Here is a 14504-nt window from a genome sequence, read left to right on the forward strand (position 1 = left end):
TCGATGACCATGCCCACGACGACGGCGCGTCCCGACGCGCCTGCCGCGACGGCCGGGGCGGAAACACCGGCATCGTCCGGTGGCTCCGGTGCCCGCCGGGGCGCGTGGCTGCTGGCCGCCGTCGTCGTGCTGGCGCTGGTGGCCGCCGCATCGCTTGCCATTGGCGCCCGAGGCCTCAGCCTGGGGACCGTGTGGGAGGCGCTGACGGCGTTTGATCCAGCGGACGGAGACCACGCGGTCGTTCATGCCCGCATCCCGCGCACCGTCCTTGGCCTCCTCGCGGGCGGGGCCCTGGGGCTTTCCGGGGCGGCGATGCAGGGGGTGGCCCGCAACCCGCTCGCGGACCCGGGGATCATCGGCGTCAATGCCGGCGCGGCCCTGGCGGTCGTCACCGGGATTTACGTCTTTGGGATTTCGACGCTGTCCGGATACATCTGGTTCGCTTTTCTTGGCGCCGCCGCGGCCGCCGCCCTCGTGTACGCGATCGCCTCGCTGGGCAGGGACGGCGCGACGCCGGTCAAGCTTGCCCTGGCGGGCGCCGCCCTGAGCGCGGGGCTGTATTCGCTCATGAACGTCATCCTGGTCTCCAGCCAGGACACGCTGGACCGTTTCCGGTTCTGGCAGGTGGGCGGCATCGCCGGGCGTGACTGGTCCGCGATCCACGCCGGATTGCCCTTCCTGCTGCTCGGTACGGCCATTGTGCTGGGGACTGGCCGGCACCTCAACGGGCTGGCCCTGGGCGAGGACCTCGCGAGCGGCCTCGGCCAGCGGGTGGGCCTGACCCGGGGCATCACGGCCCTGGGTGTTGTGCTGCTCTGCGGTTCGGCAACGGCCCTGTCGGGGCCCATCGGCTTCGTGGGGCTCGTGGTTCCGCATGCCGTCCGCTTCCTGACCGGACCCGACTACCGCTGGATCCTGCCATTCTCCCTGGTTGTGGCCCCGGTGCTGCTGCTCGCCGCCGACGTCGCCGGCCGGGTGGTCCTGCCGCCCGGCGAGGTTCCAGCCGGGATCATGACAGCCCTGGTTGGTGCGCCTGTTTTCATCTGGCTGGTCCGCCGAAGCAAGGGGGCCGGGCTGTGAAGGCCGCACCACGCACGGCCCTCCTGGCCCTCGCCGTGGCAGGAATTTTCGCCGCAGCCGTCCTGCTGGGCAGCTACACCGTCACCGTCCCGGACTTCTTCCGGATTCTGGCCGCCCACCTCACCGGCGGAGCCAAGATCCCGGGCGCGAGCTTCATCGTGATGGAGCACAAGCTGCCGCGCGCCGTCGTGGGCGGCCTAGTCGGTGCGGCGTTTGGCCTATCCGGCGCACTCTTCCAGACGATGCTGCGCAACCCCCTGGCCAGTCCGGACGTGATCGGAATCAGTTACGGCGCCAGCGCCGCGGCGGTTACCGCGATCGTTCTCTTCAGTGCGTCCGGGGCCATGGTTTCGGGAGCGGCACTCGCCGGGGCGCTCGCCGTTGCCGGCATCATTTACGCAATCGCCCGGCGCGGGGCACTCGGCGCCGCGGCAGGCCGCGGGGACGCGGCAGGCCGCGGGGACGCGGCAGGCAACCGGCTGATCCTGGCCGGAGTGGGCATTGCCGCCGCACTGCAGGCCGTGGTCAGTTTCCTCATGACCCGGGCGGACATCCGGACGGCGGCCGACGCGCTCGTCTGGCTCAACGGATCGCTCAACTCCGCCAGCTGGGGGCGGGCCCGGGTCCTCGGCCTTGCCCTGCTCGTGCTGGTCCCCGCAGCTGCGGTCCTCGCGCGGCCGCTGCGCATCCTGGAACTCGGCGAGGACACTGCTGCGGGCCTGGGCGTCCGCGTCGGCCGCACCCGGCTCGCCGTCGTCGTCGCCGCCGTTGGCCTGTCGGCCGTGGCGACCGCAGCAGCCGGACCCGTCGCCTTCGTGGCGTTCCTCGCCGGTCCGATTTCCCGCCGCTTTGTGCGCAAGGCGAGCCTGCCGGCCTCGGCCCTGGCCGGGGCGCTGATCGTCCTGGCCGCAGACTTCCTTGCGGCGAACCTCGCACCGCTCGTGCTCGGCGGGACCGTACTGCCCGTCGGCGTCGTTACCGGCGCCCTGGGTGCACCGTTCCTGCTGTGGCTCCTGGTCACCGCCAACCGAAAGGACGCCTGAGATGGCAACCCTGAACGCCTCCGGCCTGACGCTGAAATACGATCAGCGGACCGTCATCGAGGACCTGAGCACCGAGATTCCCGAGGGCAAAGTCACCATGATCGTCGGAGCCAACGCCTGCGGAAAATCGACGCTGCTCCGGGCACTGTCCCGGCTGCTCAAACCCGCGTCCGGCACAGTGACTCTTGGCGGCAAGGACATCCACACGAGGCCGGCCCGCGAGGTTGCCCGCGTACTCGGCCTGCTCCCGCAGCACCCGACTGCGCCCGACGGCATCACGGTCCGGGACCTGGTGGGCCGCGGCCGCTTCCCGCATCAGGGCTTCTTCCGCGGCTGGTCCGGCGGGGCATCCCCGGACGATCAGCGCGCGGTGCTCAACGCCATGTCCGCCACTGACACCCTGGACCTGGCGGACCGCTCCGTGGACCAGCTCTCCGGCGGCCAGCGTCAGCGTGCTTGGATCGCGATGGCGCTGGCCCAGGAGACCGAGGTTCTGTTGCTCGATGAACCCACCACCTACCTTGACCTCGCGCACCAGGTGGAAGTCCTGGATCTGCTGACGGACCTGAACCGCCGGCGCGGCACCACCGTGGCGATCGTGCTGCATGACCTCAACCTCGCAGCCCGCTACGCGGACCACGTCATCGCCATGAAGGGCGGCCGGATCGCGGCCGAAGGGGACGCCGAGGCGGTTATCACGGAGGCCTTGGTCCGCGACGTCTTTGGACTGGAGTCCCGGGTGGTGCCCGACCCCGCCTCCGGCACACCGCTGGTCGTCCCCCTCGGCCGCCACCACACCGCACCCGCCCCCTCCGCCCATGCCCCGTCCGCCGCAGCACCGAACCCGCAACTGGAGCTGATCCCATGACTGAAACGCCTTCCCCGTCCCCTGCCTCCGCGACGGTGACAGTTCTGCCCGCCGCCGAGCCCATGACCAGGGCGTTCGACGTCCGCGTCACCGCCGTGGAACAGCTCAGCCCGAACTTCCGCCGGATCACCTTCGGCGGCTACTCGCTGCGGCACTTCGGCGTGCACGGAAACACCCTGGACCTGCGGATCAAGCTCATGATTCCCTCCCGGGCCGCCGATGGCCGCGACATCCCGCTGCCCGAATTCCGGACCGAGAAGCCCGCCTGGTACAGCGAATGGCTGGCCCTCGACCCGGCTGTCCGCGGCGCCATGCGCACCTACACCGTGCGGCAGGCACGCCTGGATGCCGTCTTCCCCGAGATCGACGTCGACTTCGTGCTGCACCTCGACGCGGCCGGCCACGGCGGCCCCGCCGCCGAGTGGGCAGCCCGGGCAAGGCCGGGTGACGGCTTGGTCCTGATCGGACCCAACAACCGGGCCGCGCACTGTGTCACGGCGGAAAGTTACGCCGGCATTGAATGGCGTCCGGGACTGGCCCAGCGGGTGCTGTTGGCGGGGGATGAAACCGCGGTTCCGGCGATCGGGGCCATCCTGGAAAGCCTCCCGCCGTACCTAAGCGGCCAGGCCCTGCTGGAGGTGCCCTCCGCCGCCGACTTCCAGGACCTCGTCTCACCCGCCGACGTCGCCATCACCTGGCTGGCCCGCGGGAGTGCGCACGGGCGCCTGCCGCACGGGGCGCGCCTCCAGGCGGCTGTTCGTGCGGCCGTGCCGCCGCCGGGCTGGGTGGCTGCCACCGCGCAGCCCCGCTCTGTCGGACCGGACCCCGAGGACGTCAACGTTGACCGGGACATCCTCTGGGAAACCCCGGCACGGCTGGACGCGACGGCCATCAGGACCGGCCGGAACGCGGACAAGCCGGCCGGCGCCCTGCCGTTCTACGCGTGGATCGCCGGTGAGGCGGGCACCGTCAGGGAGCTGCGGCGCTACCTGGTGCGGGACGTGGGGATCGACCGGAAGCAGGTCGCGTTTATGGGGTACTGGCGGCTGGGGAAAGCGGAACTCTAGGCCGATTCCACGGACCGCCGCACCCGTTGTGCCCCGCACGTTAACCCCGACGTCGTCCGGCGGGACTACCGTGGCGCCATGGCCGAGAACCTTCCAGCCCCGGGCACTCATGGACGGCGGCTCTTCGTCGCCCTGGGGGACTCGTTCACCGAGGGCGTGGGGGACCACAGCAAGCGCCTGCCCAACGGGGTCCGCGGCTGGGCGGACCGGGTTGCGGAGAAGCTGGCGAAGGCGGAGCCGGGCTGGGAGTACGCCAATCTCGCCATCCGGAGCAAGCGGCTTCGCCACATCATCGGCGAGCAGCTGGAACCGGCGCTTGCCATGCAACCGACCCTGGTGACCCTGTACGCCGGGGGCAACGACATCCTGGACTTCGGAACGGACATCGAAGACCTGATGGATGATTACGAATTCCTGGTGGCGAAGCTGGCCGCCAGCGGCGCCACGGTGGTGCTGTTCACGGGCTTTGATGTGAAGGTCTCGGTGCTGCTGGAGCCGCTGAAGCGGCGCAACGCCCTTTACAACCGGCGCGTCCGGGAGCTGGCTGCCTGGTACGGTGCGGTGCTGGTGGACTACTGGTGCTTTGATGCCTTCCACGACCCGCGGATGTGGGATGCGGACCGGCTCCACATGTCCAAGGCCGGCCACAAATACCTTGCCGCGCAGGTCCTGGACCAGCTCGGCGTGCCGCACAACATCAGCCCCAAGGAATGGGGGCCGCCGGACCGGCTCGGGCTCCGGGACTGGGAACGCCGGCAGCGCCGCTGGGTGCACGACTGGGTGCTTCCCCTCTTTGGCCGCAAGCTGCGCGGCGTCACGCTGGGGGATGAGCTCAAGCCGCGCTGGCCGGACCCGGTGAGAGTCCCGCGCAAAGGCGGGCTGAAAAAGCTGCTGGCCGGCTGAGCTAGCTGTCCAGCAGGTTTTCGTACCCGGGGGCGACGCGGCTGGCGTGGAACTCTTCGACGTCGAAGTCGGCCACGCCGTTGACGTAGAAGGGGTCCTTGGACAGTGCCGCGTCCAAGTCGGCGCGGTCCGCGTTGGACAGCAGGAGGCCGCCGGTGCGGGGGATCTTGCGGCCTGCCACCATAAAGACGCCGCGGTCGAACGCGTCCTGCAACCAGGCGACGTGCGCCGGCAGGTGGAAGTCGACGATCTCTTCGGGCACCTTGTAGGTCAGGGAGACTACGTACATATCGCCAGCCTACCGCCGGGCGGCAAGAAGGCAGGAACCAAAACCGGCCCGATGTTGAACCGTCAAGCATCGAGGCTCCTAGAATGGAGCCATGACCGAACCGCGCTGGCTCAATGCCGACGAACGCCGCGCCTGGCTGGCCCAGCTGAGCATCAACACGCTGTTGCCCGCCGCGCTGGACACGCAGCTGCATGCGGCCGGGAAACTCTCCCTGTTCGACTACAACGTCCTGGCCATGCTCTCCGAGGCCGAGGGCCGGTACCTGCCGATGAGCGAACTCGCGGCGCGCACCAGCGCCTCGCTGTCCCGGCTCTCGCACGTGGTCACCAAACTCCAGAACCGGGGATGGCTGGAACGCCGGCCGCACCCCGGCGACGCCCGCGTGACCACGGCACACCTCACCGAGGCCGGCATGGCCACTATCGAGGGGCTCGCCCCGGGTCATGTCGAAGCGGTCCGCGCACTGTTCCTGGACGCACTCGATCCGGACGACATCGCGGCCTTGGCCCGTATCGGCGAAAAGATCGTGTCCCGGCTCGACGCCGGCCACTGGATCCTGCGGGAGAACAAACGGGCCTGAGACCCCGGGGCGGCCAGCGGCCCGGTGTCCCCTAGTCTTGGCATTATGGAATCGCCGATCGACAGCTATCTCCGCCAGATCCACGCCGAGATCTCGCTGCTCAAGGACGGCAAGCCTTACAGCACCATTCCGGCCATGGCCAACGTGGATCCGGACAACTTCGGCATCGCCCTCGCGACCGTTGACGGCAAGGTGTACGAAATCGGTGACACCCGCGAGGAATTCACTATCCAGTCCATCTCCAAGCCCTTCACCTACGGACTGGCACTCGAGGACCTTGGCGCCGAGGCCGTGGATGCCAAGGTCGACGTGGAACCGTCAGGTGATTCCTTCAACGAGATCTCCCTCGCCGAAGGGACGGGGCGGCCTGCCAACGCGATGATCAACGCCGGGGCCCTCACCGCCACCTCCCTGATCAGGGGATCAGGCGGGCAGTCCGGGTTCAAACGGATACTCAGCACGTACTCCGGGTTCGCAGGCCGTCAGCTCTCGGTCGACGAGCAGGTCTACGAATCCGAGCTCAAACACGGCCACCGCAATACAGCCCTCGCCTACCTGCTTCGCTCCTTCAACATCATCGAAGACGACCCGACACCGGTTCTGCAGGATTACTTCCGGCAGTGCTCGGTCCTGGTCAACTGCTTCGACCTCTCGATCATGGCGGCCACGCTGGCCAACGGCGGCCGGAACCCGCTCAGCGGCAAACAGGTGCTTGAGATCGGGCCGGTGGAGCGAGTGCTGTCCGTCATGATGACCTCTGGCATGTACGACGACGCCGGCGCCTGGATCAGCAGCGTGGGGATGCCGGGCAAGAGCGGGGTAGCGGGCGGCATCATCGCCGTGCTGCCCGGCCAGGTGGGCCTGGCGGTCTACTCACCGCCGCTGGATGAGCACGGCAGCAGCGTCCGCGGGCTGGCCACCGCGCAGCGACTCTCCCGCGACATGGAACTCCACTTCGTCCGGGCGGCCCGGGCAGGCCGGTCCGCCATCCTCGCCGCCTACGACGTTACCGAAACACCTTCGGGCATCCGCCGCAACGACGAGGCCGCCGATGTCCTGCGTGCCCACGGCCACCGGGCCCGGGTGATCGAACTCAACGGCGACCTTCTCTTCGCCGGGACTGAATCCATGGTGCGTGAGGTCAGCGGCCTGGCCGACGACGTCGAGCTGGTGATCCTGGACATGCGGCGCACGGACCAGGTCAGCGAGGTCGCAGTGCGGACGCTGGCCAGAATTAGGCAGGGGATGGCCGACGCCGGGCGCGACTTGGTGCTGGTTGAGGCGGACGGGTCGGTCACCGAAGCCCTGGCAACGTCAAGCGAGCGCCCGGTTCCGTCCTTCACAACACGGAGCGCCGCCGTCGAATACTGCGAAAACCGCCTGCTGGAGCGCCACGGGGACCATCTGCTGATCCCGGACCACGTTCCCGTCACCGCCTCGCCCGCGCTGGCGCCCCTGGAGGAAGCGGAGGCGGCGGCGCTGGAAGCGCTGATGACGCCGAAATCCTATGGCGACGGCGACGTAATCCGGCGTGTCGGTTTGCGGTTCGGCGGGGTCTACTTCATCACCTCCGGAAAAGTCAGCAGCACGTCGCCCGGGCCCACCGCGGACCGGGTCAAGCTGAACACCCTCAGCGCCGGGATGACCTTTGGCGAACTGGCGCTGGGCAGCGGCAACCGGCAGGAAACCACCGTCCGGGCAGTGGGGCCGGTAGAGGTCATGGTGCTCAGTGTGGAGGCGATCGCCGAGCTGGAAGCCGCCGACCCTCGCCTGGCCATTGCCTTGTGGAAAGCCCTGACCCGGGATGCTTACACCCGGGTGGAGCAGTACCTGCGAGAAACGGCGGTCCGGATCCGCGAGTAGCAGCTGCGGCGATTCCCCGGTGTGACCCACCCAGCGGGCTCTGGCAGACTGAATCCATGGATTTCACAGCCCGCTACGTTGCACTCGGAGACTCCTTTACCGAAGGCGTTGGCGACGACGACCCGGCCCGCCCCAACGGCGTGCGGGGCTGGGCCGACAGGGTGGCAGAGCAGCTGGGCGCGGCCGACCCGGGCTTCGGCTACGCCAACCTTGCCATCCGCGGAAGGAAGCTCCGCCAGATCATGGCCGAACAGGTGGACGCCGCCGTCGCACTCAAACCCACCCTGGTGAGCATCTACGCCGGCGCGAACGACATCCTCCGTCCCAAGATCGACATCGATGACCTGCTCGCGGAATACGACGCCGGTATCCGGAAACTGAAAGCCACCGGCGCCACCGTGGTGATGTTTACCGGTTTCGACGCGCGCGGCTCCAAAGTCTTCGGGACTATGCGGGGGCGGACCGCCATCTACAACGAACTTGTCCGCGGCATCGCCGGAGACCACGATGCCCTGCTGGTGGACTACTGGCGCTTCAACGAGTACTACGACTGGGGCATGTGGGCGACCGACCGGATGCACATGTCCGCTGCCGGCCATGCCAACATGGCCAAGCGCGTCCTCACCGTGCTGGAGCACGACCACTCGATCGATGTGCCGCCGATGACGCCGGTCCCGGAGCTCAGCCGCTCCGAGGCGCTCCGTGCGAATGCCCGCTGGGTGCGCGAGTTCGCCGGGCCCTGGGTGGTGCGCCGGGTCACCGGCAAGTCCTCCGGCGACGGCCTCTCGCCGCGGTATCCTCAGCTCACCCGTCTCTAGCACGACGCCGTCTGGCCCGATGCCCTCTGGCCCGATGCCGTCTAGCCCGATGCAAGGAGCAGCAACAGGATGAACAGCAGCCCCCTCACCTTCCCTGCCGGCTTCCTGTGGGGAGCTGCCACCGCGGCCTATCAAATCGAGGGGGCCGCCCACGAGGGAGGCCGCGGGGAATCCATCTGGGACGTCTTCTGCCGCGTCCCCGGGGCGGTTGCGGATGCGCATAACGGCGATGTCGCCTGCGACCACTACCACCGTTCGGCCCAGGACGTCGGGCTCATGCAGGACCTGAACCTGGCCGCCTACCGCTTCTCCATCTCCTGGGCCCGCTGCATGCCCGACGGCGTGACGCCGAACCCCGAGGGCATCGCGTTTTACTCGCGACTGGTCGATCAATTGCTCGCTGCGGGCATTACGCCCTGGATCACGCTGTACCACTGGGACCTGCCGCAGGCGCTGGAGGACAAGGGCGGCTGGGCCGCGCGGGAAACGGCTGAGCGCTTTGCCGACTATGCCGCAGTGATGCACGAGGCGCTCGGCGACCGGGTGGCGATCTGGACCACGCTCAACGAGCCCTGGGTGTCGGCCTTCCTCGGCTATGCCGCGGGCATCCACGCCCCCGGGCGGCAGGACCCCGCCGCGGCGCTCGCGGCGGTCCACCACCTGCTGCTGGGCCATGGCTTGGCCGTCCGCGCACTGCGCCGGCAGGATCCTGAGGCGACCCTGGGCATCACGTTGAACCTGACGGTGGCCGACCCGGCGGATCCGGGCCGGGAAGGGGACCTCGATGCGGCCCGGAGAGTTGACGGACAGTCGAACCGGATGTTCCTGGACCCGCTGTTCCGCGGCGAGTACCCGGCCGATGTGCTTGCCGACGTGGCCCACCTCGGCATGGCCGACGTCGTCCTGCCCGGGGATCTCGACATCATTTCGCAGCCCCTCGATCTGCTGGGCGTCAACTACTACCACGGGGACGCATTCACCACGGATCCCGCACCGCACCCCGGACCGGCTGGAGGAGCTCCCGCGTCACCCTTGGTCGCGGCCGACGGCGTCCGGCAGGTGCCCCGCGGACTGCCCGTCACCGGGATGGGCTGGGAGGTCCAGCCCGAGGGCCTCCGCCGTCTGCTGAACCGGCTGAAGCGTGAATACACCGGGCCGGCCGGGGTCCCGATCTACATCACGGAAAACGGCGCCGCCTTCGAAGACGTTCCGGATGCAGATGGCTTCGTGGATGACCAGGCCCGGCTGGCGTTCTTCGATCAACACCTGCGGGCAGTCCACGAGTCACTGGCCGACGGCGTGGACGTCCGCGGATATTTCGCGTGGTCCCTGCTGGACAACTTTGAATGGGCCTTCGGCTATCACCAGCGCTTCGGGCTGGTTCGGGTGGACTACGAAACGCAGCGCCGCGTCCCCAAGGCGAGCGGTCTTTGGTACTCGCGAGTTGCGGCGTCGAACGCGCTGCCCGCCGCAGGCACGTAGCCGGGCCCGCCAGCGAGGGGGCGGGGTAGCGCCGGCGCCGGGCCAGGTCAGGCGCGGAACCCCGGCGTCGCGAGGATGCTGCCGTCGTTCCGAATGGCGAGCACCTCAACGTCCCAGCCGCTCGTCGCCCGGTTGAGCATGCGGACCCCACCCGCCACGATGGCGGTCGCGAGCACATCGGCTGTGAGAATGTCCGCCGCGGCGACCGAGACCTGGCGGAACTCGCTGCCGCTGGCGCCGCGGGTCCAGATGTGGTCACCTCGTTCGGTGGAGCCGGAGGTTGCCAGGGCCCCGACGCCGGTGCCGCCGCCCAACGGGTAGGCGGCGATCAGGGTCGTTCGGTCTTGCGGATCAACGACCCCGGCCTGCCACGCGGCCCTGCTGCCCACGATGGGGGAACCGGCCACCAGCACATCACCGCCGGCGTTCAGGCACCAGTCGGCCCGCCCCCGTGACTGCAGCAGGGCCCCGGCTTCCTTGATCGCGAATCCTTTTACCAGCCCGGACAGGTCGGGCACCCCGTCCGGACGTTCCGGCGTGAACGCGCCCTCCGTCTGAAGGCGCCATTCGGCCGCGTCGGCGTAGCAGTCCCGGAATTCCTGCGAGGCCTCCCGCAGCGAGAGCTCCCCGCGCGCCAGCCGGCTTGCCTCGGACCCGGGCCGGTACAGGCTGAAGCGGGCGTCGAGTTCCACGAAACGCCGTTCGACGACGGCGGTCGCATCCGCCAATGCGGCTTCGGCGGCCGCCGTCCAGTCCCCAGGTCCGACGGGCACGGTCAGGCTGATGACCGTCCCCATGCACCGGAAGGTCTTGGCCTTCAGCTCCGGCCGGCCCAGCTCAGACGTGGGCTGCATCGAGGGCCGCCTGCAGCGAGGTCAGGTAAGCATCACTGGTGACGGTGGCTCCGCTGATGGTCTGCACGTTGGCCGACTGGGCCTGGAGCACCTCAGCGCGCAGCAGGGGTGCGGCGTAGTTGCTGATCTGTACCGACCGGCCGCCGTCGTCGGTGAGTTGGAGTGCGGTGACATCCGAGATGGTGCCGCCGCTGACGGTGATTTGCACCTGGACCGGACCGAAGCGGGTCTGCACGACGTCGCCGGTAAAGGTTCCTCCGGCCTTCGCTGCCGCGCCGGTCGAGCTGGAGGAACCCGTGGTTCCCGTGGCTCCGGAGGACGGCGCGGAACTCCCGGTCGAACCGCTCGAGCCCGACCCGGTGGTGCCCGCCGTGGTGCCGACGGCGCTGGCCGTGTTCGCTACATGCGCTCCCGACTGCCAGCCGGCCACAAGGATCCCGACCGAGGCCAGGGTCGCTGAAACTACTGCGCGAATTCTCACCAGTCGAACCTTTCGTAGTGGAGTTGCTCTTCCCGCACGCCCGCCCGGCGCGCGTCATCCAGGACGTTTCTTGCCCAGTCCGCGGGGCCGCAGACGTAGACGTCTGCGTCGGCGAGGTTTGGTGCGTAGCTCGCCAGCCGGTAACCGGAGCGAGCTTCGGTTTCCGGTTGCCAGGTTTGGACGCCCCGCGGCCGGCGCCCGGTCAGATGGAATAGGGTCGCGCCACGGCGTTGGCAGAGCTCGAGGATTTCATCGCCGAGGTACAGACCGGACCGGCTGTGGCCGCGGAGGATCACGGTCGCATCGCCCGGCGCGAACGGAGTGCTCTCCAGCAGGGCGCGGATGGGGGTGATGCCGATGCCGGCACCAATCATCACAACGTGCTGCCGGCTGCGGGCGGCGGTGCTGAAGAGCCCGTACGGGCCTTCGATCGCCACCCGGGTACCGGGCTTCAGCCGGGCCAGGCTCGCGGAGCCCCTGCCAAGGTTCCGGACCGTAATCCGCAGCCGGCCACCGCCGTCGGCGTCGAACTGCAAGGGCTCAGCGGAAAGGCTGAACGGGTGCGGGTGCCACCACTGCCCCGGGGCGAGAAAGCGCCAGATGAAGAACCGTCCACCGCTGCCGGCCAGCTCGTCGAGATGCCGGCCCGTCATTTCGATGCTGACCACGCCGTGACCGGCGGCCACCACCAGGCTTACCCGCAGCTGATGCCGGACCGTGGCGACAATGGGCTCGAGAACCCGGTAATGCAGCAGCGCGGCGCCCGTCGCGATGCAGATCGCAAGCCAATACCAGCGCTGCCAGGTGCCTTCGGCGAAGAGTCCACCGACGCTGAACTGGTGCGGCAGTGAGGTCAGCACGGCGGCGTAGGTCAGCAGATGGACGGCATACCAGAACTCATAGGGAAACCGACGGCGGACGGCGACCAGGGAGGTGACGACGACGGCGATAAAAAATGCCATGGACACGAACGCCAGCCACATGTCGGGGACCTTGACCCACAGGGCCACTGACTCGCTGATCGGGTCAAGCCCCTCTGCCAGCCCGTAGCCGATCGCGATCAGAACGCCGTGCGCCAGCAGTAGGTACAGGGACGGCTTGCCGAGTTTTCGGTGGAATTCAAGGGCGCGGTCATGGCCAACAGCCCCGTCGATGACGGGGAGGCGTGCGGCGAGGAGCAGCATGAGCAGCACCAGGTCCATACCGGCGAGCCCCGCGACGATCCCCATCGCCGTGAACGCTCCGGCGACGCTTGAGAATCCGGCGACGCCGCCGTCGGCCAGCCACAACGCCACGGCACCGGCCACCGACGCCCATGCGATCACGGTGAGCAGGTCTGCCCTGAACAGCCGTTTGCGGTACTGCCCCTTGAAGGGGTTGCCGGCGGCAGGCGCCCGTCGGGCCGCGGGCTGCAAGGCAGTCTGGGTTGGTGTGTTCATGAATCCAGAATCTGCCCGTTGCCTTTCATTTTGCTGTGAAAGGACTGCGCCGCTGATGTGACTTGCCTGCGCGGGGACGGCCGCCGCTTATACACCCTGCGGGCCCGGATTGGTCTTTAATTCGCCAAGCTCGTAGACTTGGTAGGCGCTAGGTGGCGCGGAGCGTGTGCAATTGCTCCGGTTGGCGGAAATGGCTGAGGAATCAGGCACTCCCGGTGGCCGGTAGTTAGGGGCTCAAGTTGCGTGCACTCCTGTATTCGCCCAGTATCCCGGCACTTCGCAGTGATTCCTTTTGGTTATCGCCGCCCGGTGCCTGTGACCCACAATCTTCGCCGCAGTGAGGACTGCAGCCGGTTCAGCCGGCTGTCGGACTGCTGCGGAACGCGGGTGGGGCTGGCTGCGGACGCCGCCGATCGCACGGCTATGCGGAACTCCGCCAGCCGTTTCATATTATTTTCATTAGGAGAGTCGTCATGGCAGCACACTGCCAGGTGACCGGAGCCGAGCCGGGCTTTGGACACAGCATTTCGCACTCGCACCGCCGCAACAAGCGCCGGTTCGACCCGAACATCCAGAAGAAGCGCTACTGGGTTCCGTCCCTGCGCCGTAATGTCACCCTGCAGGTCTCTGCACGTGGCATCAAGACCATCGACGTACGCGGCATTGACGTAGTCGTCGCCGCCATCCTGGCACGAGGAGTGAAGCTCTAGTGGCAAAGGACAAGGACGTACGTCCGATCATCAAGCTCAAGTCGACCGCGGGCACGGGTTACACCTACGTGACGCGCAAGAACCGTCGTAACGACCCGGACCGCATGGTCCTGCGGAAGTACGATCCCAAAATCCGCCAGCACGTCGAATTCCGAGAGGAGCGCTAAACACATGGCTAAGAAGTCAATGATCGCTAAGAACGAACAGCGTAAAGTCATCGTCGAGCGTTACGCTGCAAAGCGCCTCGAACTGAAGAAGGCTCTGGTTGACCCCAACTCAACCGACGAAGCACGCGAAGCTGCACGCCTCGGCCTGCAGAAGCTGCCCCGCAACGCCTCGCCGGTCCGCCTGCGTAACCGCGACATCATCGACGGCCGCCCCCGCGGCACGTTCCAGAAGTTCGGTATCTCCCGTGTTCGCTTCCGCGACATGGCTCACCGCGGTGAGCTCCCGGGCATCACGAAGTCTTCCTGGTAATTCAGCACTCCTGAAGCCAGTGGCTTGAAGAAGGGCCGGCAACCAAATGGTTGCCGGCCCTTCTTGCGTTTAAGCCGGTGTTGCGCACGCCGGCTCCTCTCCCTCGGCCTCCGCCCACCGCCGCCCACGGTGTCGGCACCACGCGTGGCCCCGGTGACGGAGCCCACACCGACGACTTTCGATGCCGGACCTCGACTTCCCGCGCCCCGCGGGCCGTTTTGGCACGGATTTCCGGGGTTTGTGGCGCGGGGAAGTGGTTGCGGGGGCCGATTTGTATGGGGTCGGTTTGGTGTGTAAAGTAGTTCGAGTCGCCGCCGCTGAAGCGGAAAGATAGCGACCGACCCCCTGATAAACGGCCTGGAAAATGGCGCGGAATGTTGCGCGCTTTATAAGGGTGGGGGCCCCTGTGGAATTGTGAATGGCGGAAACGCCGGTTTGCAAAGCTTCATGGATTCGGGTAAGTTTGAAAAGTTGCTCCGGAGCGATCCTGGACCGTTGGGTTTGGGTGGTGCCGGGTGTGTCTGTTGTTTGAGAACTCAATAGTGTGCCA

General features: G+C 68.0%; 16 protein-coding genes. 12 read left to right on the forward strand and 4 right to left on the reverse strand.

Annotated features, from left to right (window positions below):
• Positions 1-3: 3 nt before the first annotated feature.
• The 5 genes from AC1DBD_RS16705 (at position 4) to AC1DBD_RS16725 (ending at position 4961) form a co-directional block, all read left to right on the forward strand.
• A complete protein-coding gene (locus tag AC1DBD_RS16705; protein ID WP_476982544.1) occupies positions 4-1080 on the forward strand; it encodes a FecCD family ABC transporter permease in 1077 nt (358 codons plus the stop codon).
• Entirely contained in the window at positions 1077-2123 is a 1047-nt protein-coding gene (locus AC1DBD_RS16710; RefSeq protein ID WP_476982545.1) for a FecCD family ABC transporter permease, read from the forward strand. Before AC1DBD_RS16705 ends, AC1DBD_RS16710 begins: the two co-directional genes overlap by 4 nt.
• Before the next feature lies 1 nt (position 2124).
• Positions 2125-2991, forward strand: a complete 867-nt coding sequence (locus tag AC1DBD_RS16715) for an ABC transporter ATP-binding protein (RefSeq protein ID WP_476982546.1) — start codon at positions 2125-2127, stop codon at positions 2989-2991.
• Positions 2988-4058 carry a siderophore-interacting protein gene (locus tag AC1DBD_RS16720; protein WP_476982547.1) on the forward strand — a complete coding sequence of 357 codons (1071 nt, stop codon included), beginning with the start codon at positions 2988-2990 and terminating at the stop codon, positions 4056-4058. Before AC1DBD_RS16715 ends, AC1DBD_RS16720 begins: the two co-directional genes overlap by 4 nt.
• 78 nt (positions 4059-4136) lie before the next feature.
• On the forward strand, positions 4137-4961 hold the full coding sequence (locus AC1DBD_RS16725; protein ID WP_476982548.1) for an SGNH/GDSL hydrolase family protein: 825 nt from the start codon (positions 4137-4139) through the stop codon (positions 4959-4961).
• A gap of 1 nt (position 4962) precedes the next feature.
• Here AC1DBD_RS16725 and AC1DBD_RS16730 read toward each other — a convergent pair whose 3' ends face one another.
• Positions 4963-5250, reverse strand: coding sequence for a YciI family protein (locus AC1DBD_RS16730; protein WP_441419296.1), 288 nt, complete (start codon positions 5248-5250; stop codon positions 4963-4965).
• A 91-nt stretch (positions 5251-5341) separates the two neighbouring features.
• On the opposite strand from AC1DBD_RS16730, the gene AC1DBD_RS16735 reads away from it, so the two are divergent.
• From AC1DBD_RS16735 to AC1DBD_RS16750, 4 genes are all read left to right on the forward strand, one after another.
• Positions 5342-5830, forward strand: a complete 489-nt coding sequence (locus AC1DBD_RS16735) for a MarR family winged helix-turn-helix transcriptional regulator (RefSeq protein WP_441419297.1) — start codon at positions 5342-5344, stop codon at positions 5828-5830.
• Positions 5831-5875: 45 nt separating this feature from the next.
• The gene (glsA, locus tag AC1DBD_RS16740) at positions 5876-7693 is read left to right on the forward strand and encodes a glutaminase A (protein ID WP_476982549.1); all 1818 of its coding nucleotides are present in this window, start codon (positions 5876-5878) and stop codon (positions 7691-7693) included.
• Between the two features lie 56 nt (positions 7694-7749).
• On the forward strand, positions 7750-8511 hold the full coding sequence (locus AC1DBD_RS16745; RefSeq protein ID WP_476982550.1) for an SGNH/GDSL hydrolase family protein: 762 nt from the start codon (positions 7750-7752) through the stop codon (positions 8509-8511).
• Between the two features lie 69 nt (positions 8512-8580).
• Positions 8581-9993, forward strand: a complete 1413-nt coding sequence (locus AC1DBD_RS16750; protein WP_476982551.1) for a GH1 family beta-glucosidase — start codon at positions 8581-8583, stop codon at positions 9991-9993.
• A gap of 47 nt (positions 9994-10040) precedes the next feature.
• Here AC1DBD_RS16750 and AC1DBD_RS16755 read toward each other — a convergent pair whose 3' ends face one another.
• The 3 genes from AC1DBD_RS16755 to AC1DBD_RS16765 are packed head-to-tail and all read right to left on the reverse strand — an operon-like array spanning position 10041 to position 12767.
• Positions 10041-10847: an FAD:protein FMN transferase gene (locus tag AC1DBD_RS16755; RefSeq protein ID WP_476982552.1), complete on the reverse strand. Its 807-nt coding sequence runs from the start codon at positions 10845-10847 to the stop codon at positions 10041-10043.
• Positions 10831-11328 carry an FMN-binding protein gene (locus AC1DBD_RS16760; RefSeq protein ID WP_441419302.1) on the reverse strand — a complete coding sequence of 166 codons (498 nt, stop codon included), beginning with the start codon at positions 11326-11328 and terminating at the stop codon, positions 10831-10833. Before AC1DBD_RS16760 ends, AC1DBD_RS16755 begins: the two co-directional genes overlap by 17 nt.
• A complete protein-coding gene (locus tag AC1DBD_RS16765; protein ID WP_476982553.1) occupies positions 11325-12767 on the reverse strand; it encodes a ferredoxin reductase family protein in 1443 nt (480 codons plus the stop codon). The genes AC1DBD_RS16760 and AC1DBD_RS16765 overlap by 4 nt, the downstream gene beginning before the upstream one ends.
• A 473-nt stretch (positions 12768-13240) precedes the next feature.
• Between AC1DBD_RS16765 and rpmB the strand changes: the two genes are divergently transcribed.
• Genes rpmB through rpsN form a run of 3 tightly spaced genes read left to right on the forward strand, consistent with a single transcriptional unit; the run spans position 13241 to position 13954 of the window.
• On the forward strand, positions 13241-13477 hold the full coding sequence (gene rpmB / locus AC1DBD_RS16770) for a 50S ribosomal protein L28 (protein ID WP_011693744.1): 237 nt from the start codon (positions 13241-13243) through the stop codon (positions 13475-13477).
• Positions 13477-13644 (forward strand): 50S ribosomal protein L33, encoded by a 168-nt coding sequence (rpmG, locus tag AC1DBD_RS16775; protein ID WP_056737121.1) that lies wholly within the window; start codon positions 13477-13479, stop codon positions 13642-13644. Before rpmB ends, rpmG begins: the two co-directional genes overlap by 1 nt.
• Before the next feature lie 4 nt (positions 13645-13648).
• Positions 13649-13954 carry a 30S ribosomal protein S14 gene (gene rpsN, locus AC1DBD_RS16780; RefSeq protein ID WP_043485315.1) on the forward strand — a complete coding sequence of 102 codons (306 nt, stop codon included), beginning with the start codon at positions 13649-13651 and terminating at the stop codon, positions 13952-13954.
• Positions 13955-14504: the final 550 nt, after the last annotated feature.

Source organism: Arthrobacter sp. 10T419 (assembly GCF_056394105.1).

Bases quoted from the DNA above. Each gene is read 5' to 3' on its own strand.
- AC1DBD_RS16705 (WP_476982544.1), top strand. From the start codon at position 4: ATGACCATGCCCACGACGACGGCGCGTCCCGACGCGCCTGCCGCGACG.
- AC1DBD_RS16715 (WP_476982546.1), top strand. From the start codon at position 2,125: ATGGCAACCCTGAACGCCTCCGGCCTGACGCTGAAATACGATCAGCGG.
- AC1DBD_RS16720 (WP_476982547.1), top strand. From the start codon at position 2,988: ATGACTGAAACGCCTTCCCCGTCCCCTGCCTCCGCGACGGTGACAGTT.
- AC1DBD_RS16725 (WP_476982548.1), top strand. From the start codon at position 4,137: ATGGCCGAGAACCTTCCAGCCCCGGGCACTCATGGACGGCGGCTCTTC.
- AC1DBD_RS16730 (WP_441419296.1), bottom strand. From the start codon at position 5,250: ATGTACGTAGTCTCCCTGACCTACAAGGTGCCCGAAGAGATCGTCGAC.
- AC1DBD_RS16735 (WP_441419297.1), top strand. From the start codon at position 5,342: ATGACCGAACCGCGCTGGCTCAATGCCGACGAACGCCGCGCCTGGCTG.
- glsA (WP_476982549.1), top strand. From the start codon at position 5,876: ATGGAATCGCCGATCGACAGCTATCTCCGCCAGATCCACGCCGAGATC.
- AC1DBD_RS16745 (WP_476982550.1), top strand. From the start codon at position 7,750: ATGGATTTCACAGCCCGCTACGTTGCACTCGGAGACTCCTTTACCGAA.
- AC1DBD_RS16750 (WP_476982551.1), top strand. From the start codon at position 8,581: ATGAACAGCAGCCCCCTCACCTTCCCTGCCGGCTTCCTGTGGGGAGCT.
- AC1DBD_RS16755 (WP_476982552.1), bottom strand. From the start codon at position 10,847: ATGCAGCCCACGTCTGAGCTGGGCCGGCCGGAGCTGAAGGCCAAGACC.
- AC1DBD_RS16765 (WP_476982553.1), bottom strand. From the start codon at position 12,767: ATGAACACACCAACCCAGACTGCCTTGCAGCCCGCGGCCCGACGGGCG.
- rpmB (WP_011693744.1), top strand. From the start codon at position 13,241: ATGGCAGCACACTGCCAGGTGACCGGAGCCGAGCCGGGCTTTGGACAC.
- rpsN (WP_043485315.1), top strand. From the start codon at position 13,649: ATGGCTAAGAAGTCAATGATCGCTAAGAACGAACAGCGTAAAGTCATC.